Origin of the sequence: Mesorhizobium sp. SP-1A, assembly GCF_032460275.1 — a bacterium.
In the GTDB taxonomy this organism is placed as follows: Bacteria; Pseudomonadota; Alphaproteobacteria; order Rhizobiales; family Rhizobiaceae; genus Mesorhizobium.
In genome coordinates this window covers 30,230-50,882 of record NZ_JAVXZD010000008.1, presented here as the reverse complement: position 1 = coordinate 50,882, position 20,653 = coordinate 30,230, and the positions used below count along the sequence as shown (strand labels likewise).

Below are 20,653 nucleotides of genomic sequence, written 5' to 3'. Positions count from 1 at the left end.
AGATGGCCGGTCTCGTTTCACGAGCGGCAATCTCGACAAGTTCACTCTTTATGGCGACAGAGTTTATGGCTACATTGAAGCCTGAATCCGGGACTGATCTCGGGGTTTCGTGGAGGATTCGATTGACGGCGTTGCAAGCACGCTTTCGGGGGCCAGGTGGTGGATTGTTCGAACTCGGGTATCGACTTTGAGCGCTGACTGGGAAAGATGGCGCACAAACACAGACGAGTGTGACAGGCGAGCTTGAGGAATCGTGTCGGAAAACAAACTAGTCCTGCGACCGCTCATAGGTCTCATGAACGGCCTGGAGCCGAAGGAGATCGAGCGGTTCGTCGTCGAGGAGATCGAAAAGCATCGTCGTCTGCGTGATGAAGCCATAAGGCTGGAGGCAATGCAGGACTCTAAGGCCGCCGGCGACGCGAAGTCAGAAGCGAGCAGGGCTTATGTTTCGGCGATGATCGCGGTGCATGCGCAACAGACGGTCGTGTCGACCCTTCTGGACATTCTGGGCTACATTCCCGGGGTACCGACGAAAAAGCCGCACTGAAGGTTCAGATCAGGCCAAGCTCCTTGGCAAGCGCAGTGGCCTGCGGAAGCGTCGATACGCCGAGCGCTGCCTTGGCGTTGCGGATGAAGAAGGCGACGTTGGAATAGGTCGTGTTCTCGATGACCGCGATGTCCCGCATGGACTTCCCTTCGGCGGACCATCTGAGACACGTCAGCTCGTCTGGTTTCATCCGTATGTCGGTCTTCCATGTCGGCCGCATCCGCATGGCCTCCATGCGGCAATGCACCTGACCAAACGACGCAGCGGCGATGACAGGGTCGAGGTCACATTCATCGGCAAAACTCGCCTTGCTCGATGCCAGGGTCAGCATCGCCATCCGACCGAACCCAGTCTTGATCGGGATAGAGATGCCTGAGCGAATTCCGAATTCCGCAGCCTCACCGTAAAATGCACGCCGTTCCTTGCTCAGGCGAGGCGTCGCCACGTTGGACCAGGCAAACGCCTCGGCACGCGTTTTCGCGTTAAGTACGACCGGATCGAGGAGAGCGTAGCTCTTTTCGAAGTACCGGCCTTGCCATTCTTCCGGGTAGCTGGAAATGGCGGTTTGAGTCTCTGCCTGCAAATTGAGATAGGCAAAAAAGCAGAATCCCGCCTCGCAAGTCAGCCTTTGAAGTGTCGAGTTGACCGCGGCGTCGTCCCGCGCGAGCGCCATTTGTTCAGTGAGCCGCTCGAACCATTGGTTCAAATTCAAACCTCCAATTCCGAGGAAATGAACGCAACAAGATTCTGCACAATATTCGTAAATCGACAAATCTACGCCGGAATGACAAGTTCCGGTGAGATTGCCCTAGGTCAGGCCAGAATATGACAATTCGATGACAGCAGTATCAAGTCACGAATGACGCGACAAAATCACTTAAAGTGAGATAGATAATTCCACGATTGCTAATATACAACGTAAGAAGATGGGAAGATGATGTCCTGATCGACGAGAACATTGAACTTGTAGCCGGGGCGGATGCGGACCGTGGGCTGCACGTTCAGGTTCTTCGATATCGTCTGCTCGGCCACCCGCCCGAACGACTCGGCAAAGTTGCGTCGCGCCGCATCGGAGGCGGTGGACTGCGTCGCCAGGGTCGAGCTTTGCGGCATCGCCATATCGATACCGGTTCCGATAATCGCGACCAGGGCTGCCGAGCCGAATGTCCGCAAAAGGTGGCGGTCGACCTTGTCCTTGAAGCCGCCATACCCTTCCGCATCTGTACCGGCCATGCCGCCGATCTGAAGGGTCGCGCCGTCCGGGAAGATCAGGTCCGTCCACACGACGAGCACGCGTTCCTGGCCGAATGAAACCTTGGAATCGTAACGGCCGAACAGCTTGGCGCCCTGCGGTATGAGCAGTCGGTAGCCGGTCGCGCTGTCATAGACGTTCTGGCTCACCTGCGCGGTAATGCGGCCCGGCAGGTCTGAGTTAAGCCCGGTGATCAACGTTGCCGGTATCACCGAGCCGCGTTTCAGTTCGTAAGGGGAAAACTGCGGCACGACCTGGTTCGGCAGGTAGCCGAGATCCTTGATGTCCTGGTTGAAGAAATCCTCCTTCCAGGTCTGCCCGTTCGGATCGGCGTTCTGGCCGAGCAGTCCGGACCGCATCGCGGCCGCATAGAGATCGGATGCGCCTCCCGTGCCGGTGGTCGGGTTCCCGCCCTGGTTCTGCCGGCCTGCGTCAGCTGAGTTCGAGGCCGCGCGCTGCAGATCGGAGATGTCCACCTTCAGCGGCGAATCCAGCGCGCCGGCGCGCGCCTGCAGGCGCGCCATTCGCTGCCGCTGGCGTTCGCGAATATACTGCTCGTCCTGTTCCCGCTGCAGTCGGGCCAGCCATTCCCCTTCGGATTCGAGCCGCGGCCGTCGGTCTTCTCGCGCGGTCTGCCTTGGCGCTTCAACCGGCGCCTCTTTTTCTTGTGGCTGTTGCTGGATGACAGGTGTCGGCTGGAAGACCTCGCGCGGGTCCGGCTCGCCGATGATCCCGTCCGACACACCCTGCTTGAGCTTGTCGCCAAAACTCGACGCCGGCGCGTTCGAAGCGCCCCCGATGTCGTTGCCTCGACCGAACGGCAGTCCGCGCCACGAAAGGCCAATCACGACAACGCCAAGGAACAGGACAACAAGCACGATCGCTACGATGATCGGCAGCCGATTGAGGCGCCGCGTGTCCTTTTGATCACCGGATCGAGCGGCCGTACCGAGCTGGACCATGTTTGCCTCCGTCAATTCCGCTGCATGATGGAAAGCGGGCTCGCCGGCGTGGCGCCGCCCGGTGTCGCCGTGTAGGCGCGGCCGAGCGCGATCGACGGCGTGGAGAGTTGGGCAAGGATCTGGCCGCCAACACTGTCGACCGAATAGGAAAGCTCGACGGGTTTGACGCCTTTGCCGACTTTCCCGTCCGTCACTATCGCGTAGCCCCAGCCTTTGAGGGCAGCCTCGAGTGCGACCGCGAACTCCGACGTGCCCTTGTCCATTTTGATCGTCGTGCTGCCCGCTTGTCCGATCTGCTCGGCAAGACGGCTCGCCATGTCGCCGGCAATCGCGCTTGCCGCCGAGCCGGAGATGGCGATGGGCGCCGATCCGGTGGCGAGGGTGTCGTCCGCTGTTTGGCAACCAGCCAGGAGGGTGGCAGCGAGAAGAAAAGTGAGGAGCTGTCGCATCGATCATCTTCCCCGCGAGATGGTGACCTTCTGCTGCCGCCAGCCGACGCCCGACACGAGGATTGCCTTGTCGATGGCGTAGTCGACGATCATCATGTCGTTCTTCATCCGATAGTTGACGATGCGATTTTGCCCGCCGCTGACGACGAATAGTACCGGCGCATCCTGCCCGGCGATTGATCGGGGAAACTGGATGTATGTCTTTACCCCGTCCGAATAGACCCGCTTCGGTTTCCAGTTTGCGCGACCGCTTGTCGAATAGGAGAAGTTCAGCCTGTCTGGCGCCGAACCGGGGATGCCGCCAGTCTCCAGGCGGGCATTGACGTCGGCGAGCTTCGTCGAAACGTCTTCCGGATACTCGAAGCCTATTCGCGCCATGTACTGGGTCGGATGAGATTTGAGCTGGATATGGTAGGTGCGCCGCGAGGTCGTGACGACCATCGAGGTCACAAGACCGGCTTCGGCGGGTTTTACAATCAGGTGGATGGCCTGGCCGCCGGTGGCGCCGGAGGTAGCAGGCTCGACCTTCCAGCGCACCGTGTCGCCGACGAGCACGTCGCGGACGATCTCGCCGCCCTGAAGCTCGATGTCGCATACCTGAAGCGGTGAGCAGACCACGGAGGGCTGGGTTTCGCCGAACAGGAATATCACCTTGCCGTCCGGGCCCCTGGTGACGAGGCCGGGCGAGCCGCGCCATTTGCCCGAGATGTTGGTGCCCTTGACCTCGTTCGTGGTCATGTTCTGCGCGAATGCGCCGGTCGCGAAGATGAGCCCGGCCAGGCAGCCCGCAGCCGCGATCGATCCTGAATTCCGCATCTGCTTTTCCCTCAAGCCTAGAGCTGTGCCGTCCAGTCGAAATCGCGCACATAGAGGCCGATCGGGTTGAGACGGATGGTGGCTTCGTCCTGCGGCGTGGTCAGCGCGACCGTGGCGATCCCTCGGAAGCGCCGCGTTCCGGTTTCCTTGCCCTTCCGGTCCCGCTCGTATTCGGTCCAGTCGACCTGATAGGTCTGGTTGGAAAGCGCGACGATGTTGTTGACCTCGATGGCAACCGTTGAGCTCTTGGCTTTCTCGAAGGGCGAGTTCCCTCGAAACCAGGCATTGATCTTCTGGGTCGAGGGATCGGACGTTCTGAGCAGCGCATAGGTTCGGTCGATATATTGCTTCTGGACAACGGCATCCGGTGAGATCGACCGAAAGCTCGTCACGAAGTTGCCGAGGGTGGCGCGCACCACGCGGGCATCGGCATATTCGATCTGTTCGGGGAAGCCGACCGTGACTGAGGTGCCGAGCTTGTCGACCTCGACGATGTAAGGCACCAGCTTGACCTGGGTGCTGAGATATAGGGCGTAGCTGAAGCCGATCACCGCCATCGCCAAACCCAGAATTCCAACGATACGCCACGCCCGCGCCGACTGGACATAGGAGCCGTAGCGTTCAGACCATTCCTGGCGCGCGGCGAGATAAGGGTTTTCGGGGACCCGGTCTGCGGCCATCGATCAATCTCTTCCTATTATGCTTGGTCGTTGCGTTCGGGGAGCGGTCTGGCGTGGCTCTTGCCGCTGCGCTTTTCGTCGAGCTTGGCGTTGGCCAGGCCGAGGATCGAACCGGCATAGGCACCCGGGGAGCCGATCGCCTTTTCCTTCGCCGCCGAGCCGGCGGCTCTGGCGCCGGCGCTCAAGCCTGAGCCGATCCCGCGCACCGCAGCGCCCGCCGACGATGAGCCGGCCGCGCGCGCTGCCTGGGCGGTAGCGGCCCCCGCGCTCGCGGCGCCCGCGGCAAGGAATGCAGCGCCTGTGGCAAAGGATCCGCCCTGCCCGCCGTGCCGGATGGCCTCCATGCCGCCGGAGACCGAGGCGGCCTGGACGACGCCTTGCATGATGTTCGGGACATACATGGCGATAAGGAAGACGACGACCGCGATGCCAGCGATGGCAAGCGCCGTCTGGAACTCGTCGCCGACGTCCGGCCGGTTCGCCAGACCGATCAGAACCTCCGAGCCGATGCGCGAGATCATGACGAGCGCCATAAGCTTCATGCCGACGCTGAAGGCATAGATCAGGTAACGGATCGCGAAGTCTTTGGTGTAGGACGAGCCACCGAGCCCGAGCATGATCATGCCGGCGAGCAGGCCGATATACATTTCGACCATGACGCTGACGAAGATGGCCGCGACCAGCGAGAAGCAAATCACAGTGACGACCATCGCGAAGGCGGCCGAGATGGCGAGCGCATTATCCTCGAAAAGACCGAACTGGACCTTTTCAGACATCTTGCTGGCGACCGTCAGCCCGGCATTAAAGACGTCGGCCGGCGAGGCCGTTCCGCCTTCGGCGCCGAGCTGGAACAGGCTGTCGACGACCGCCTTCGCGAAGGTCGGCCCCTGGGCGAGGACGAACGCGAAGAAGCCGATGAACATGATCCGACGGACCAGCTCGGCAAACCAGCTGTCGAGCGAGGCAGCCTGCAGCGCGAGCCACACCGCGGCGATGCCGACCTCGATCGTCGCGAGGATCCAGAACAGGGATCGCGCTGCGTCCATGACGGTGGTTTCCCACCCTTTCGCCGCCGTGCTGATCTCGTTCTGGAGCGCGGTCAGGACCGAACCCTCTTGTGCGAGCGCCGGCTGCGCGGCCGCGACGATCGCCGAGACGATCAGCAAGGCAACGCGAAGGCGCTGGCGTGCGAAGATCGGCATCGACGTCACCATTCCGGCTTCATTTTTTGCCCGCCGGTGGTCGGGAACTCCTTGGTCGATCCGAAGAACTCCTGCCTGCGCTCCTGGGCAGCCCGCTTTTCGGACACGAGTAACCAGGCACCGGCGCTGCCGGCGACAAGGATGGTTGCGATGGCGATCACGATTACCTTGGTCCTCACCACTCGACCCTCATCTTCTCGCCGCCGGAGGTGGAGGGCGCGGTTGCACCGAAGAATTTCTCGCGCCTTGCCTGGGCCAAATCCTTGTCCGTCTGTTCGGTCTGAAGCCAAGTGCCCATCATCGTCATCTGCTGCGAGACCAGCCCGCGTAGCTTCTGCATTTGCGCGACCTGCTGCGCGGCGATCTGGTGGCCGACCTGCAAGGCCTTCATCTGGCCGTCGGCGCTCTCCGACATGCCGCGCAGCTTCTCCATCGTGCTCTCTTCGGTGTCGAACTGGTCAGCCGTGAGGCTGGCGGCGCCGAGCGTGCTGGCGATCGTATCGCGGTTGGTGTCGGACCAGCTCTGGTAAGCCGACGAGAAGCTTTCCTTGTTCGGCAGGTTTTCCTTGAGATCGGCGTAGCTCTTGAACCGCTGCTGCAGCACGTCGTCGGCGTTGCCCATCGAAAACGCGATGCCCTGCCCCTGATTGACGACGTCACGGAGCCTTTCGAGATCGCCCTCGACCTGGCCCCAGATGTGGTCGGGAAGCTGCGCGGTGTTTTGCAGCATGTTCTGGTACATGTTGAGCTGGTTCTGGATCTGCTCGGCGAGCTGGCCGATCTGGGTCAGCTGATTGTCGACCTGCACGCCGGAACTCTCGAGCAGCTTGATCAGCTCACCGTTGTTCGCGAGCTGCGTCCACTCGGTGGCGCCGCCGGTCGCCGTTCCGGCATGGGTTTGCAGCGAGACAGCGGTGCTCGCCACCAGTGCAGTGGCGAAGAACCATCTATTCATTGTCGAGCAGCGACGAGGCATTGGATACTCCTCTCGATTGAAGCCAATGGACCGGCCAGGCCCGGCCGTGTTCGGATTTGAGCGCCGCGATGCGCTTCAGATCCTCCTTGCCGGATGCACCGACGAAGCTCAGCGCAACCGGGCCTAGCGACATGTCGAAGAGCCGCCGGCCCTGTGGCGTTGCGATATAGTATTCGCGCTTCGGAATGGCAGTTGCGACGATCTCGATCTGGCGATCGTTGAAGCCGATGCGCTCGTAGAATTCGCGCGTTCCGGGCTCGCGCGCTGCGCCGTTCGGAAGGCAGATCTTGGTCGGGCAGGATTCCTTCAGGACGTCGATGATGCCGGAACGTTCGGCATCCGAGATCGACTGAGTGGCGAGGACGACCGCACAGTTCGCCTTGCGAAGCACCTTCAGCCATTCGCGGATCTTGTCGCGGAAGACGGGATGGCCGAGCATCAGCCACGCTTCGTCGAGGACGATAAGACTGGGTGCACCGTCGAGGCGCTTTTCGATCCGGCGAAACAGGTAGGTGAGAACGGGAACCAGATTCCGCTCGCCCATGTTCATCAGTTGCTCGATCTCGAAGCACTGGAAGGCGCCAAGCGACAGGCTGTCCCGTTCGGCATCGAGAAGCTGGCCCATCGGACCGTCGACCGTGTAATGGTGCAGCGCGTCCTTGATCTCCCGCATCTGCACGCCCGAAACGAAATCGGAGAGCGAGCGGCCCGGCGCACTGGCCATTAGGCCGATTTGGCGGGAAATCGCATTGCGATGATCGGGCGTTATCGTCACGCCCTGCATCGCCACCAGCATCTCGATCCATCCGCTCGCCCAGGCCCGGTCGCTATCCGTCGAAAGCTCGGCGAGCGGGCAGAAAGCGAGCGCCCTCCCCTGCTCATCTCGATCGCCGCCAATCTCGTAGTGGTCGCCGCCGGCCGCCTGCATCAGCGGATAGAGCGAATTGCCCTTGTCGAAGGCGAAGACCTGGGCGCTGTCGTAGCGACGGAACTGCGCCGCGATCAGCGCCAGCAATGTGGATTTACCCGAGCCGGTCGGGCCGAAAATCAGGGTGTGACCGACGTCGTCGACATGCAGGTTCAACCGGAATGGCGTAGAGCCGCTGGCGACCTGCATCAGCGGTGGAGAGTCTGGCGGATAGAAGGGGCACGGCGCGACAGGGTTGCCCGACCAGACCGAGTTCAGCGGAATTAGATCGGAGAGATTGCTGGTGTTGATCAGCGGCTCGCGGACATTTGAGTACCAGTTACCTGGCAGGCTGCCGAGATATGCATCGGTGGCGTTCAGCGTCTCGATGCGCGCCCCGAAACCCTCCGCCTGCGCCAGCCGCCGGACCGCTTCGGCCTTCTCCTGAAGCGCTTCGCGATCCTCGTCGAACAGGGTGACGACCGGCGTGTAGTAGCCATAGGCCACGAGCTGCGACGACGCCTGAGCGATCGCGTCCTCCGTCTCGGCCACCATCGTCATTGCATCCTGGTCGACCGACCGGCTCTGCGTCTGGAACAGCTGGTCAAAGAACGGCCGCACCTTCTGCTGCCATTTCTTGCGGGTGCGCTCCAGCTTCTGCCGCGCCTCTTCTGCGTCGAGAAAGATGAACCGCGACGACCAGCGATAGGTGAGCGGCATCAGGTCGAGGCCGTTGAGGATGCCGGGCCAGCTCTCGGCCGGCAGGCCGTCGATGGCAACGACGCCGAGGAACCTGTCCTCGACCTTCGGCGTCAGGCCGTGCTGGAGCTCCGCCGTTGCCACCCAGTCGAGATACATGGGCATGTCGGGCAAACGGACCGGATGGTTCTCCCCGGTGATGCAGAAGCGCACGAACTGGAGTAGCTCGTCATATCGGGCAATGCGCTCCCCGCCCCGCTCGGCCGTCTCGCGCGTCTCCATGCGGCGGATGGAGAGCGCGTTGCCAAGATACTGCTCGATCTCGTGGATGGAGTTGTTGAAGATGAAGAGCACGGTGTCTGCGTAGGACTTCTTGCGGCTTTCCGCGTCCGAATAGATGTATTTGCTGAGCGCCGTCTTCTTGGCTTCCACCGGCCTGTAGGTCACGATGAGTGCATGCCTGCTCTCGAAGTGTCCGTGCTCCCGTTCGAAGTGTGTCCTGCGCTCGGCATCGATCGCGCGCGTGACAGGATCGGGGAAGAAGCAGCGGTCTTCGGATGGGTAATCGACTGTCGGGATGCGGACAGCCTCGACCTGGATCATCCAACCGCTACCAAGCCGCGACAGGATCGCGTTGATCTGGCGAGACAGTTCGTTGCGTTCAAGGTGCGTGGCACTTTCAGCGTCCGGACCTGCGAAGTACCAGCCAGCCATGAGGCTGCCGTCCTTGAGCAGCATGACTCCGTTGTCGACGAGGCCGGCATAGGGGACCAGGTCGGCGAAAGATGGGCCGGCGGCGCGGAAACGGCTGAGAGCGACCATCGGCGCCTCCTCAGTACCGACGCCAGGGCGAGGTCGTCGCCTTGTAGTACGGCCTGTAGGAGATGTGCCGGACATAGACCTTGCGCATCAGCGGATCGGATTTGGCCATCATGCGCAGCGCGCCGACGATCGTAATCCAGACGGCAATCCCGAAGAGCGCCGAATAGATGGTCAGCACAACAAAGATCAGGATGACAGCGCCAAGGCCGGTCACCAGAACCAGTTCCCGGTCGGCGCCCATCAATAGGTTCGGCCGTGAAAGAGCTCGGTGGATCCGGTTGCGGTTCAGGCCGGCAAGAGACTCAGCCACGAGCCACCTCCCCTTCCGAAACGATCGGCGTCGCACCTGATTGCGTCTCGATCGTTCCGATCGAGGCGCCGGTTGCGCCGAACAGACCGACGATCTGCGTAGCGCCAAGAAGAATCCCGGCGACGAGGACCACGTACACGAGGCGTCGCGCGAAATCGTTCAGCTCGCCGCCGAAAATCAGCATGCCGCCGGCGATCGCGACAGCTGCCAGCGCGATGTATCCGGCGACCGGCCCGGTGATAGACTCCTGGATCTGCTGCAGCGGCGCTTCCCACGGCAGGCCGCCGCCGCCGGAGCCCGCCAGCGCCGGCGACGCGACGACGATCGCGCCGGCTGCGACCAGGCGGCTAAGGTTGGAGATCTTCCGGTCACGCGGCATCGCGTTCTTCCTCTGCATAGGGCTCGATGTGGTACTGGCCGCCCGCAAAGCGGCTGACATGAAGGATCTCGCTCACCCGCCGTCCCTGCGGCATGCGCTCGATGAAAACGATGAGATCGACGGCATCGCCGATCACCGCCTGCATCGGCTGCTGGCTGACTTCGGCCGTCAGCTGCTCAAGGCGCTGGAGCGCTGATCGCGCAGAATTCGAGTGAATGGTCGCAACTCCCCCGGGGTGGCCGGTGTTCCAGGCCTTGAGAAGCGTCAGCGCCGCACCATCGCGCACCTCACCGACGATGATGCGATCGGGCCGCAATCGCATCGTGCTCTTCAACAGACGGGACATATCGACGGTGTCGCTGGTGTGGAGGCACACGGCATTGTCTGCGGCGCACTGGATTTCCGCGGTGTCCTCCAGAATGACCAGCCGGTCCGCCGGCGCGTGCGTGACGATCTCGGAAAGGATAGCGTTCGTAAGCGTCGTCTTTCCCGACCCAGTGCCTCCGGCGACGACGATGTTCAATTTCGCCGCGACTGCGTTGCGTATGACCGACGCTTGGTTCCGCGTCATGCATTTGGTGCCGACATAGTCGTCGAGCGGAATCAGCCGGGATGCGCGGCGTCGGATCGTGAAGGATGGCCCCGCGACCACCGGCGGCAACAGCCCTTCGAAGCGGTGCCCGCCAATCGGCAACTCACCGGAGACGATGGGCTGCTCCTCGTCGACCTCGGAGTTGAGGACATGCGCGACGCTGCCGATCACGGTCTCGGCGGCCGAGCGGGTCATCTCACCGGCTGTTGTGATCCCGTGCCCTAGCCGCTCGATGAAAAGCTTGCCGTCGGGGTTGAGCATGATCTCGACGACGCTGGGGTCCTCGAGCGCGACGCAAAGATGATCCCCGAGCGCGTTCTGCAACTTGCTGACGAGACGCGGCAAGGAGCGATGTTGAGACATCATGGTTCAGGCCGCCCTTTGCCGCAGGGCAGGTATCGCTGAACAATATCCGTCTGGGCGTAGGCAGTTGAAGCTTGCCGCGTCCGCCGGGAGGATTCCGGCGACGCTGCGCGTTTCGTTGATCAGGACGGGCTCGCCGAGGCGCCGCATCGGCCAGCCGGCGCGTTTCAGGATGCGCTCGAACCGCACATCCGTCGCGGTGGCGATCTCGGTGTACCCGTTTGCCATGCACCACTCGACGATGCCGGCGAACATGGTGAGAGTGGCGGCGTGCAACTGACCTTGTGCCCTCCCCTCCTCACATGCGGTGTCGACACAGAAGCGGGAGCTCTCAACCATATGCCGATGCGCTGGGAGCCGGCCGTCGCGAAGGAGGTGCGGAAACACCGCGCCAAGCATCGTCTTGCCGTCGGCCGGAAGCAGCCGCGCGCAGCCGATTACGGTGCCTCTGTCCGCGAGCGTGACGATGTAGGTTGGCACTAGATCGTCGAATTCGTCATATTCGCGGCCGGCAACACAGCGCACGTTCCACGAGAGGCGACCCTGGAAAATGCGCGCCCGCAGGCGGTGCATTTCGTCGATGATCTTCCTTTCCGCGACAGTTCGGGGCTTCGCAATGGCGATAACTCGCATCGGACAAATCTCCCTGGCATTGGTGACGCAGGGGGTTTGCCGGCTACCCGCCGGGCGATCTACTCGCAAAAGTGTTAGTGGTGATTCTACCCGCTGCCTCTGTCGCGGCAGCCGGCGAACGGTCATCTGCGATGGTTTTTACTAACAAAAGTGTTAGTGGCGTGTCGCGTTGCAGAATTCTCACAAGCCACTAAGTGTCGAAATTAATTGAGAAATATTGGGATACGACGAATTCATATGCCAGCGACGTTAAGGTTCCGTTAACCATTAAAATCTTGCAAGTGAAGGCATGGCTGGTATCGTCACGGAAAAAGTCGTGTTCCGCCTAAAAATCCGTGATGAAGGTTTTCAACGTGAGTGTAGCTTTAGAACATTCGCGAAAGCCCGCTGCCGATGTCGACGAGACAATCGGAGCGCAGGCTGAGCTTCTTAGTGCCCAACTGCATGCAATGAGTGAGGCGCTGTTCCCTCCTTCATCCAGGAAGACGTTGCGCAGGTTCACGTCGGGCGAAGCGGCTCGTCTCATGGGTATCTCGGATTCGACTCTACGCAAGATGACGCTGGCGGGCGAAGGTCCGGTACCTGATGTCGCTAGCAATGGACGCCGACTCTATACGCTGGGCCAGATCAACGAAATCCGACAGATGCTCGCCAGTTCGGCTCGAGGACGCGGCAGTATCGAGTTCGTGCCGCATCGCCGGCCGGGCGAACACCTGCAGGTGTTGGCCGTAACGAACTTTAAGGGCGGATCCGGCAAGACCACCACATCGGCACATTTGGCCCAGTATCTGGCTCTGCAGGGGTATCGGGTACTCGCGGTCGACCTCGACCCGCAGGCAAGCCTTTCTGCGCTCTTGGGGGTTCTTCCTGAAACCGATGTCCCAGCGAACGAGACGCTGTACGCCGCGATCAGATACGACGAGCAGCAGCGACCGTTGAGAGAAGTCGTCCGTCAGACCTATTTCGATGGGCTAGACCTTGTCCCGGGCAATCTTGAGCTCATGGAGTTTGAGCATACGACGCCGAAGGCACTAACATCTGGGGAGCGATCTAGAGACGGGCTGTTCTTCACACGAGTTGCCTCAGCATTTGACGATGTGGCTGACCGCTATGACGTCGTCGTCATTGATTGCCCGCCGCAGCTTGGATTTCTGACACTCAGCGGACTTTGTGCGGCGACCGCTATGATCGTGACGGTGCATCCGCAGATGCTGGATGTTGCCTCCATGAGCCAGTTCTTGCTCATGACAAGGGATTTGCTTGGAGTGGTGCGCGATGCTGGCGGCGAGTTGAAGTACGATTTCATTCGGTACCTTTTTACGCGGTATGAGCCACAGGACGCGCCACAGACAAAGGTAGCCGCGCTGCTCCGGAACCTCTTCGACGACTATGTGCTGACAAATCCGATGGTGAAATCCGCTGCGGTATCAGATGCGGGACTTTCAAAGCAGACGCTTTACGAAATCGGTAGAGAGAACCTAACGCGTTCGACTTTCGATCGAGCCATCGAGGCACTCGACGCAGTCAACGGTGAGATCGAGGGCCTTGTAAAAGCCTCCTGGGGGCGGACATGAATGCCCACGAAGAGGCGTGTGAGTTCGGGAAGGCGTTAACATTGCAGTTGTTGTTGGGAGCTCCCAACACGAGACGCGATATCACTTGGGCGAAGCGCGTCGGTCCGGTCAGCCGGATTGTTGGGAGCTCCCAACAACTGACTGAAAAACCCACGAGGGCATACTCATGAGCCGGAAGGATGCCATCAATTCACTTTTCCTAACGAAGCCTGAGCCCCCTACCCTATCCCCGGCCAAATCGCCAGACCGTGTGCGAACAGGCGCGATTGGCGCCATGGGCGCGTCGCTCCAGCAAATGTCAGAGACCGCCAAAGCGGCCGAGAAATTGAAGCAGCAACTTGTCGCCGGCGAAGCGGTTGTGTCTCTCGATCCTAGCTTGATCGAAGGGACTGCGATTGCCGACAGAATTCCCATCGAGATCGACCCGGGGTTCGAGCAGCTTGTTGCGAGCATTGAAGAGAATGGGCAACAGGTTCCCATCCTCGTGCGGCCCCATCCGACGTCTGCTGGTCGCTTCCAGATTGGTTATGGCCGGCGACGTCTGCGCGCGGCGGAACGACTTGGCTGCCAGGTCAAGGCGATAGTCAGAGAATTGAGTGACGCCCAACTCGTCATTGCACAAGGGCGAGAGAACCTCGATCGGCAAGATCTCTCGTTCATCGAGAAGGCGTTGTTTGCGAAGCGCCTTGAGGATGGTGGTTACGACAGGGGCACAATCATCGCTGCCCTTTCAACCGATAAGGCAGATCTAAGTCGCTACATTGCGATCGCAAGACGCATCCCGGAAGCCCTGATTAGGCAAATTGGACCCGCTCCAAAATCTGGGCGTTCGAGGTGGGTTGCGCTCGCAGAGCGAATCGATGAGCCCAAGGTCATCGCCGCGATCGAAGCTGCGCTTGCCGGGCCCGGAGTGCAATCGATGGAAAGCGACGCGCGCTTTTCGGCCATATGGCAGGTGATTGAAAAGCCGCGCCGCCACGTTACGGTCCGGACGGAGACGTGGTCCACACCGCAAGGTAAACGGGCAGGCCAGATTCAGCGCGGCAACGGCAAGACGACGATCGTCTTCAACGAGAAGGTTGTGCCTGCGTTCGCGACGTTCGTTTCGTCGCGCCTTGACACGCTATTGAGCGAGTTTCTTGAACAGGAGGGTAATGGAGCAAAGCGAAGCTGAGTGCCTTCCGTAAGCGCTCATTGAGGCGCGGCGGAGGTGACGAAACAATCGGCAAAAAGAAAAAGGCCCCCGAAACGGCGTTCCGAAAGCCCTTCTCGTCTGTGTGGTAGCTGCGAGAATCGCATTTCCCGGAATCTCCGTCAAGAGCCCTGATTGGGGTTCACGCCATTTCGGCGAGCAGATTTCTTTTGCCTAACGACAGGTGAAGGAAAATGCAGACGCATATTGCAACGACGCCCTTTGGGCGGCGGCCGGTTTCGCTTGGCCAGATATCAAGCCAGGCGAAGGCCAGGACGATGCCCAAGGAGGCAAGCGTCCAGAAATGGCAGGTGTTCCAGTACATTCGTGAGGCGCGAGACCTCATCGGCGCCACAGACAGGGCGCTAGCCATTCTGAACGCCCTACTATCATTCCATCCGGAAACAACGCTTGCCGGCGACGGAGAGCTCGTTGTGTGGCCGTCCAACGAGCAGCTGATGGCACGCGCCAACGGCATGCCAGCGACGACGCTGCGCCGCCATCTGGCTGTGCTGGTCGACTGCGGCCTGATCATTCGCCGCGATAGCCCTAACGGCAAGCGCTTCGCGCGCAAGGCCAGGGGAGGGGAGATCGAGCAGGCCTACGGTTTCGATCTGGCGCCGATCGTGGCGCGCGCGGAAGAGTTCAGAGACCTCGCAGATGCGGTCCAGGCCGAAAGGAAGGCGTTTCGCGTCGCCAGGGAGCGCCTTACGCTGCTGCGTCGCGACATAGTCAAGATGATCGACGCCGGTGTCGAAGAGAAGGTGCCCGGCAATTGGGGCCGTGTGCTGCAGACCTACCAGGCAATTATAGGTCGGCTGCCACGCAGCGCCTCCCGGCAGCTCCTTGAGAGCGTAGGCGACGAGCTAGAGGAGCTTTGGGCCGAAATCCGTGACACACTGGAATCATTCACGAAAACACCGAAACCGGACGCCAATGAGTCCCATTTCGGCTGCCACATACAGAATTCAAATCCAGACTCCCATTTTGACTCTGAAAGTGGCTTAGGAGGAAATGAAGAAGCTGCCACCGCAGCGGAAACCGAGAACGTGCGCAGCCTGCCTAAACGGGATTTGCCACTGGGTATCGTGCTGGATGCCTGCCCGAACTTGAGGGAGCTGGCCCCAGGGGGCAAAAACGGCGGGCAAATTCGCCATTGGCGCGATTTTCTGGCCGCCGCGGAGGCTGCCCGGCCCATGCTTGGCGTCAGCCCGAGCGCCTGGAAGGATGCGCTCGACGTGCTGGGCGAGCAGCAGGCCGCGATTACGCTCGCCGCGATATACCAGCGGAGTTCGCAGATCAACAACGCCGGCGGTTATTTGCGCAGCCTGACCGATCGCGCCAGGGAAGGAAAGTTCTCGACCTGGCCGATGGTGATGGCGCTGCTCAGAGCCAAACTCGATGCCGACAAGCAGGAGGAAGCGCCCAGGAAGGGGCGGGGCGATCAGGATGAAGGGCGGCCGCAAGGTGGTGGGCAGCTTCAGGTATCCGATGCGCTGCGCCGCAGCTTGGAGAAGCCGAGATGGTGACGGTGCGGGCTATGCGGAGTTCGCTAGGTGATCAGCCGCGCAGCACGACCCAACTGCCGCTCGGCGTCGTTGTAGTAGCGCGAAGCTTGCTGGACGGAACGGTGTTGTGATTGCTGCATGGCCTCCGGCAGGGGAATGCCACGGCGAGCAGACTCGGTCAGATAGCCGGCACGCAGGCCGTGGGCGGAAAACGCCTTCGGATCGAAGCCGGCCTCGGCAATGCGCCGCTTCAGGACGAGGTTTACGGATTGCGGCGTCAGAGCGCGACGTTCCAGATGCCCCCAGCGATCGATGCCGCGGAACACTGCGCCCTCGGAAATCCCCGCACGCTCCAGCCACTCAGTGAGGGCGATCGCGGGGCGCCCGATCAAAAGCACGGAAGCGTCGTCGTTGGCCTCCGTCGTTTTTGTGCGGCCAAGGTGGATGATCGTGCAGGGCAGGGTCGGTCCATCCGGGTCTTTCGGGTCAAGCGGCACCGGATCCTGCTCCGTGAGTTGCTCGACACGCAGGGAGGCCACTTCACTGCGGCGCCGGCCGCCAGAGGCGAACGCCATGAGCAACAGGGCGCGATCGCGAACGTCAACAAGGCGATCGCCGGCACAGACCTTCAGAAGTGCGGCTACCACATCGGCCGTCACGGCCTTCGCGCTTTTCCGGACGCGCGGACGGGCGCTGGCGCGGCTCGCGAGTTTCAGCGCGCTGCGCAGTCCCGGCGCATTGAACTTACCCTTCAGCCCGCGCCATTGGGTCAGCGTCGACCAGCTGGACAGTCGCCGGCGCACGGTGCTCGGCGCATGAGGCCCGTCCGCCCGCAGCAGTTCGGCGTCCCGGAGCGTGGTCGCGACTTCCGGCGGCATGCCATGCGTCACATCGGTTTCATGCTTGGCGGGATCCCACAGATGGTGTGCAACGAATTTGATCAGCAGCGCTTCCGGCGCAGGCCAGGGCAGGGGCTCGCCGCTAACCGCCTGACACCAGGCCTCGAGATAGGCAAGGTCGGAGGCCAGCGCCCGCAGGGAGTTGTCGCCGATCCCTTCTTTCGCCAAATGACGAAGGGTTTCGACATCATCGTCTGAAAGGATTTCGGCCAGGAAATCTCTGCGGTCAAACGGTAACACCGAATCCAGTGCGTCAAGCGCCTCGGCGCGTGCGATGGCCGAACCCGTCATCGCTCACTCCTCGAAAGCGTCCGAAGAAGTGCGCGCAGGCCGCGGGGCTGCGGCATAACCTTGCGAAATTCCTCAGCGTAGAAGTCTTCCATCCCCTTGAGCGGATCCTCGCCCTTGTCCGCCCGCCGGGCGAGTTCGTTCAACACGGCCAGGTTCACGCGTGGCCCGGGGTACCGGGTATCGATCAGTTCGTCGACCGGCAGCATGGCGTGCGCGTGCATGTGTTCGCCGACCCAGGAATAGAGCTCGCGATAGGGTTCCTCTCCGACATGTTGCAGGACATCAGCCGTCGCGCCGGCGAGCACATCAGCGATCTGGAGGGTGGGATTGTCGGCCGACGAGCCGAACCGCAGTGGGTTGGCTAGATGAGCCTTGATTTTTGCCTCCTGGCGCCCGTTGGACAGATCGGCTTCGATGGTCTTGCCGACCATGCCGTCGAATACATGTGCCATCGCCTTCAACGGTTTGGAATCATCGCACAGAATGTCGAGGCGATCGTGCCGATGTCCCCAGCCGTGCAAGATCAGGCTGAACAGGCAGGTCGTCGTCAGGTCGAGCGTCCACTTGGCGCTCTGGTTGTTGTCGGCCTGCAGGTGTTCGCTCTGGCTGGCGATCGTGGGGGCGTAGCCGCGGGCAAAACGCAGCACGCAGTCAAGGACCTCGCTCGTTTCCTTCTCGCCGGCGGCCGCGGCGAACAGGGTCGGGGCGTCAGCCGGATCGAAGGATTTCATAAACGCCTGCAGCTCGTGCGCGAGCTGGGGAACGGGCTTGCCGGCGATAAAGAAGACACGATAGAGGGCGTTCATCACGAAGCGATGCAGGTCGTAGTGGTAGAACAGGCCGCTCTTGGCCTGCAGCACCGGCTCGAACAGATATTCGAACGCCTTGCCACCGAGGTTGAGGCGTTTGTCGGCGGCGATGACGAGAGCCCGACCGTCGACCCTTTGGGCGACCTCGAGCGCGATGGTCGGCCAGTTGTCACGCTTGCGCAAAAGCTTGGACTTCAGCTCCGGCGCCTGGATCCGGTATTTTGCCTTGATCTCGTCGACAAGCGCCGAGGCCTTGTCGGCCGACAGGTCGATTGCCGCGTAGGCGAAGATCGGCTGGTTGTCGTCGAGCAGTTTCGGGCCGGTGAAGCCGGCCTCGTCGCAGGAGATCAGGGTGGGGGGCAGGTCGGCGTGCGGTTCGGCCATTTTGAACGGATTCCCTGGCCGATGCGGCCGTGATTTGCACTGATTCTAGCGATTTCCGGCTGCGTAATCCATAACTATCGATAAGAGATCATTATCGATAGTGATAAACTCGCCAGATCGAGCCCCCTACAAGTCAACTTAAATACGCTATAGCTGGACTATGGCGAATCGGGTTAAGATAAATCAATGGTTTACGACTTCGCCGCATTGCCTCTGGAGACATTGATCGGGCCGGTTGCTCGTGCCACGGAGACCTTGGCGCGTCTCGACGAGCGCCTGTCTCGTTCTCCGGTTCGCGAGGGCTGGACCGAGCGCCAGAATTTTGCCGATGCGGTTGCCGCACTCTGGCTCGAGGGCGAGCTCGTCCACATCGAGGACCTTGTCTTGCACGATGCCCATATGGATATCCGCACGCCGACCCACGAGCTTACACGCGCGCACGCGGTCCTCCGCGTCCGACGCCAAATCATAGCCCGACCGGCAGACTGGGCGCTTGGACGCGAAGGACTGCGTCATCTCACATGCCGCGGCGCGGCGGCGCCGGCGGAACTTGACCGGGACGGGCAGGGGAGCTCTGGGCAGCAACCCTATCGAGGCGAAGAGATTGAAGTGGATGAGCCTGATCCGCTGACCGAAGAGTTCGCTGCAATCGACGCCGTTCTCAACAGGACCACGAAGGTGCTGGAGGGCGGAGCGGTTCAAGTTCGCCCAGCACGGGCGTCGCAGCCCGATCGACCAGCCCTCGTCTACGACCTCGATTGGGATGAGGATGCGCGCCTAGGCGAATGGCAGGAAGTGGTCACAAGCACGCGCGATCTGCCGTCTGTCCTGCGCGCGGCCATCCTGCTGGAGGCGTGGTCCACGATTGAGGTGCTTCAGCACGGCGCCTGGCTCGGCCCACTGCTCGTTGCCTCGCTGCTAAGGCGGGAAGGCATCGCTGCAGGTCACCTTGCCAGCCTACATGTCGGCGCCAAGAGCATCCCGAGAGAGCGCCGGCGGGCACGAAGCAGCGGTGAGCGGGTGTTGGCGTTTGTCGAGGCCATCCAGGAAACGGCCCTTATTGGATTGAGGGAGCATGATCGCCTGGTGATGGCGAAAACCCAGACAGAGCGCCGCCTGCGGGATCGCCGTTCGAATTCGAAACTGCCCGAGCTGGTCGAGCTCGTTCTGTCGCGGCCGCTCGTTTCTACGGGCATGGTCGAAGACAGACTGAAAGTATCGAAGCAGGGCGCGCTCAATCTCATTGGAGAGCTCGGACTTCGCGAGATGACGGGCAGGGGGCGGTTTCGTGCGTGGGGGATAACTTAGTTCGAAGCCTAAGCTCGGGCGATGGGCCGAGCTGCAAGTCAAGGCCGGTCCCTCAAAAGCCGCGTCATTTCGGGGACGATTTGGCGGAAGCCTCGTTAGGCCATACAAGCCGGTCCCCAAGCAGCAATCGATAGCGCTCGTTGAGGCTTGGGATGATCACCAGCGCCTCACGCGACGTATCGAAGACGGCGATTGGAACGTTTTTTTCCGTCTTCTTCGATGCGCTCCAGGCGGTAGGATTCCTTTTTAGGTCCATTTTTGTCCACAAAACGTTCCTTCTTGAGATCAGCTATTTAGCAATCGATCACAAACCGTTCATGAGATTGGAGCGGCAAATCGTCAGTCGCCAAATCCAAGGAAAGCCGGGCAAGAGAGCTGGAGGTCTTTAGTCGGCCACGAAATCTCGAAATCCATTCCTGTAAGCCAAGGTTGCGCCTTTGGCGCCGGACAGGCGCAAGCCGGTCACCGCCCCAACCAGGATGACTGTGCTCCCCTCTTCAATGGTTTGCTTCAGAGTGCAGTCGAACACCGCCGCCGCTTGTCGCAGGATCGGAGCGCCTGTCACAAGCCGGTCCCATTCGGCCAGAGCGAACCTGGCCGCCATGTCTCCACTGCGACCGAAGGCCTGCGCCAGCGGCTGACCTCCAGCCGCCAGAACGCTTACGGCAAAGTTTTGCGACTCCAGGATTGCCTTCAGAGCAGTCGTCATCTTGCTGGCCGACACCAGTACGGTCGGCGGCGCGGAGCTGACATGCGCGAAAGACAGGGCCAGAAATCCCATCGGGCCGTTTGATCCCTGGGATGTGACTACCGTCGCACCAATCGGCCGCTTGCCAACAGCCGTCCAGAAGATTGTTGGTTCGATGTCGCTGCCCATTACGTCAACTATCGAGTTTGGCTCGGCTTGCGATGTCAGTCCGTGGGCGTTTTTCGATTTCACGTGGCACCTCGCGGGTTGTCGGAAAAATGCAACCTCCCTGCCAGCGTTTGCCCCAATCGGCCCGAAACCAATCGCCGGCCCGGGGTGAGCGCAGTGCGCTTTATCCCACCCGGTCAGTCCTGCTACTCCGAAGGCAAGCAAGATAGTATCTTTAATGCT

The 20,653-nt window shown here is 61.3% G+C and carries 22 protein-coding genes; 6 read left to right on the top strand and 16 right to left on the bottom strand.

The window, feature by feature from the left end:
• Nucleotides 1-253 precede the first annotated feature (253 nt).
• Complete coding sequence (locus tag QU595_RS25935; RefSeq protein ID WP_315927424.1) at nt 254-547, top strand: transcriptional repressor TraM; 294 nt, start codon at nt 254-256, stop codon at nt 545-547.
• Nucleotides 548-551: 4 nt separating this feature from the next.
• On the opposite strand, the gene QU595_RS25930 is transcribed toward QU595_RS25935, so the two are convergent.
• From QU595_RS25930 to traI, 13 genes are all read right to left on the bottom strand, one after another.
• Nucleotides 552-1,253: an autoinducer binding domain-containing protein gene (locus QU595_RS25930; RefSeq protein WP_315927422.1), complete on the bottom strand. Its 702-nt coding sequence runs from the start codon at nt 1,251-1,253 to the stop codon at nt 552-554.
• Nucleotides 1,254-1,453: 200 nt separating this feature from the next.
• Entirely contained in the window at nt 1,454-2,761 is a 1,308-nt protein-coding gene (trbI, locus tag QU595_RS25925) for an IncP-type conjugal transfer protein TrbI (protein WP_315927420.1), read from the bottom strand.
• 11 nt (nt 2,762-2,772) lie between these two features.
• Complete coding sequence (gene trbH, locus QU595_RS25920) at nt 2,773-3,210, bottom strand: conjugal transfer protein TrbH (RefSeq protein WP_315927418.1); 438 nt, start codon at nt 3,208-3,210, stop codon at nt 2,773-2,775.
• Between the two features lie 3 nt (nt 3,211-3,213).
• Nucleotides 3,214-4,026, bottom strand: a complete 813-nt coding sequence (gene trbG, locus QU595_RS25915) for a P-type conjugative transfer protein TrbG (RefSeq protein ID WP_315927416.1) — start codon at nt 4,024-4,026, stop codon at nt 3,214-3,216.
• Between the two features lie 17 nt (nt 4,027-4,043).
• Nucleotides 4,044-4,706, bottom strand: coding sequence for a conjugal transfer protein TrbF (locus QU595_RS25910; protein ID WP_315927414.1), 663 nt, complete (start codon nt 4,704-4,706; stop codon nt 4,044-4,046).
• 17 nt (nt 4,707-4,723) lie between these two features.
• Complete coding sequence (gene trbL, locus QU595_RS25905; protein ID WP_315927412.1) at nt 4,724-5,908, bottom strand: P-type conjugative transfer protein TrbL; 1,185 nt, start codon at nt 5,906-5,908, stop codon at nt 4,724-4,726.
• Nucleotides 5,909-5,913: 5 nt separating this feature from the next.
• Nucleotides 5,914-6,087, bottom strand: a complete 174-nt coding sequence (trbK, locus tag QU595_RS25900; RefSeq protein WP_315927410.1) for an entry exclusion protein TrbK — start codon at nt 6,085-6,087, stop codon at nt 5,914-5,916.
• A complete protein-coding gene (gene trbJ, locus QU595_RS25895) occupies nt 6,084-6,884 on the bottom strand; it encodes a P-type conjugative transfer protein TrbJ (RefSeq protein ID WP_315927408.1) in 801 nt (266 codons plus the stop codon). The genes trbK and trbJ overlap by 4 nt, the downstream gene beginning before the upstream one ends.
• Complete coding sequence (locus tag QU595_RS25890) at nt 6,856-9,312, bottom strand: conjugal transfer protein TrbE (protein WP_315927406.1); 2,457 nt, start codon at nt 9,310-9,312, stop codon at nt 6,856-6,858. The genes trbJ and QU595_RS25890 overlap by 29 nt, the downstream gene beginning before the upstream one ends.
• Nucleotides 9,313-9,322: 10 nt before the next feature.
• Nucleotides 9,323-9,622, bottom strand: a complete 300-nt coding sequence (locus QU595_RS25885; RefSeq protein ID WP_315927404.1) for a conjugal transfer protein TrbD — start codon at nt 9,620-9,622, stop codon at nt 9,323-9,325.
• A complete protein-coding gene (locus QU595_RS25880) occupies nt 9,615-10,001 on the bottom strand; it encodes a TrbC/VirB2 family protein (protein WP_315927402.1) in 387 nt (128 codons plus the stop codon). Before QU595_RS25880 ends, QU595_RS25885 begins: the two co-directional genes overlap by 8 nt.
• On the bottom strand, nt 9,991-10,956 hold the full coding sequence (gene trbB, locus QU595_RS25875) for a P-type conjugative transfer ATPase TrbB (RefSeq protein ID WP_315927400.1): 966 nt from the start codon (nt 10,954-10,956) through the stop codon (nt 9,991-9,993). The genes QU595_RS25880 and trbB overlap by 11 nt, the downstream gene beginning before the upstream one ends.
• 6 nt (nt 10,957-10,962) lie before the next feature.
• Nucleotides 10,963-11,589: an acyl-homoserine-lactone synthase TraI gene (gene traI, locus QU595_RS25870; protein WP_315927398.1), complete on the bottom strand. Its 627-nt coding sequence runs from the start codon at nt 11,587-11,589 to the stop codon at nt 10,963-10,965.
• A gap of 338 nt (nt 11,590-11,927) precedes the next feature.
• Between traI and repA the strand changes: the two genes are divergently transcribed.
• The 3 genes from repA (at nt 11,928) to repC (ending at nt 15,884) form a co-directional block, all read left to right on the top strand.
• On the top strand, nt 11,928-13,163 hold the full coding sequence (repA, locus tag QU595_RS25865) for a plasmid partitioning protein RepA (RefSeq protein WP_315927396.1): 1,236 nt from the start codon (nt 11,928-11,930) through the stop codon (nt 13,161-13,163).
• A 166-nt stretch (nt 13,164-13,329) separates the two neighbouring features.
• A complete protein-coding gene (gene repB, locus QU595_RS25860; RefSeq protein ID WP_315927394.1) occupies nt 13,330-14,337 on the top strand; it encodes a plasmid partitioning protein RepB in 1,008 nt (335 codons plus the stop codon).
• 212 nt (nt 14,338-14,549) lie between these two features.
• Complete coding sequence (gene repC, locus QU595_RS25855; RefSeq protein WP_315927392.1) at nt 14,550-15,884, top strand: plasmid replication protein RepC; 1,335 nt, start codon at nt 14,550-14,552, stop codon at nt 15,882-15,884.
• Between the two features lie 23 nt (nt 15,885-15,907).
• Here repC and QU595_RS25850 read toward each other — a convergent pair whose 3' ends face one another.
• Nucleotides 15,908-17,053: a site-specific integrase gene (locus QU595_RS25850; RefSeq protein WP_315927390.1), complete on the bottom strand. Its 1,146-nt coding sequence runs from the start codon at nt 17,051-17,053 to the stop codon at nt 15,908-15,910.
• A complete protein-coding gene (locus QU595_RS25845; protein ID WP_315927388.1) occupies nt 17,050-18,246 on the bottom strand; it encodes a DUF3800 domain-containing protein in 1,197 nt (398 codons plus the stop codon). Before QU595_RS25845 ends, QU595_RS25850 begins: the two co-directional genes overlap by 4 nt.
• 186 nt (nt 18,247-18,432) lie before the next feature.
• Between QU595_RS25845 and QU595_RS25840 the strand changes: the two genes are divergently transcribed.
• Together QU595_RS25840 and QU595_RS25835 are read left to right on the top strand one after the other, a co-directional pair.
• Complete coding sequence (locus QU595_RS25840) at nt 18,433-19,554, top strand: RHE_PE00001 family protein (RefSeq protein ID WP_315927386.1); 1,122 nt, start codon at nt 18,433-18,435, stop codon at nt 19,552-19,554.
• Nucleotides 19,555-19,706: 152 nt separating this feature from the next.
• Complete coding sequence (locus QU595_RS25835; RefSeq protein WP_315927384.1) at nt 19,707-19,943, top strand: hypothetical protein; 237 nt, start codon at nt 19,707-19,709, stop codon at nt 19,941-19,943.
• On the opposite strand, the gene QU595_RS25830 is transcribed toward QU595_RS25835, so the two are convergent.
• Nucleotides 19,940-20,431 (bottom strand): flavin reductase family protein, encoded by a 492-nt coding sequence (locus QU595_RS25830; RefSeq protein ID WP_315927382.1) that lies wholly within the window; start codon nt 20,429-20,431, stop codon nt 19,940-19,942. The genes QU595_RS25835 and QU595_RS25830 overlap by 4 nt on opposite strands.
• Nucleotides 20,432-20,653 lie beyond the last annotated feature (222 nt).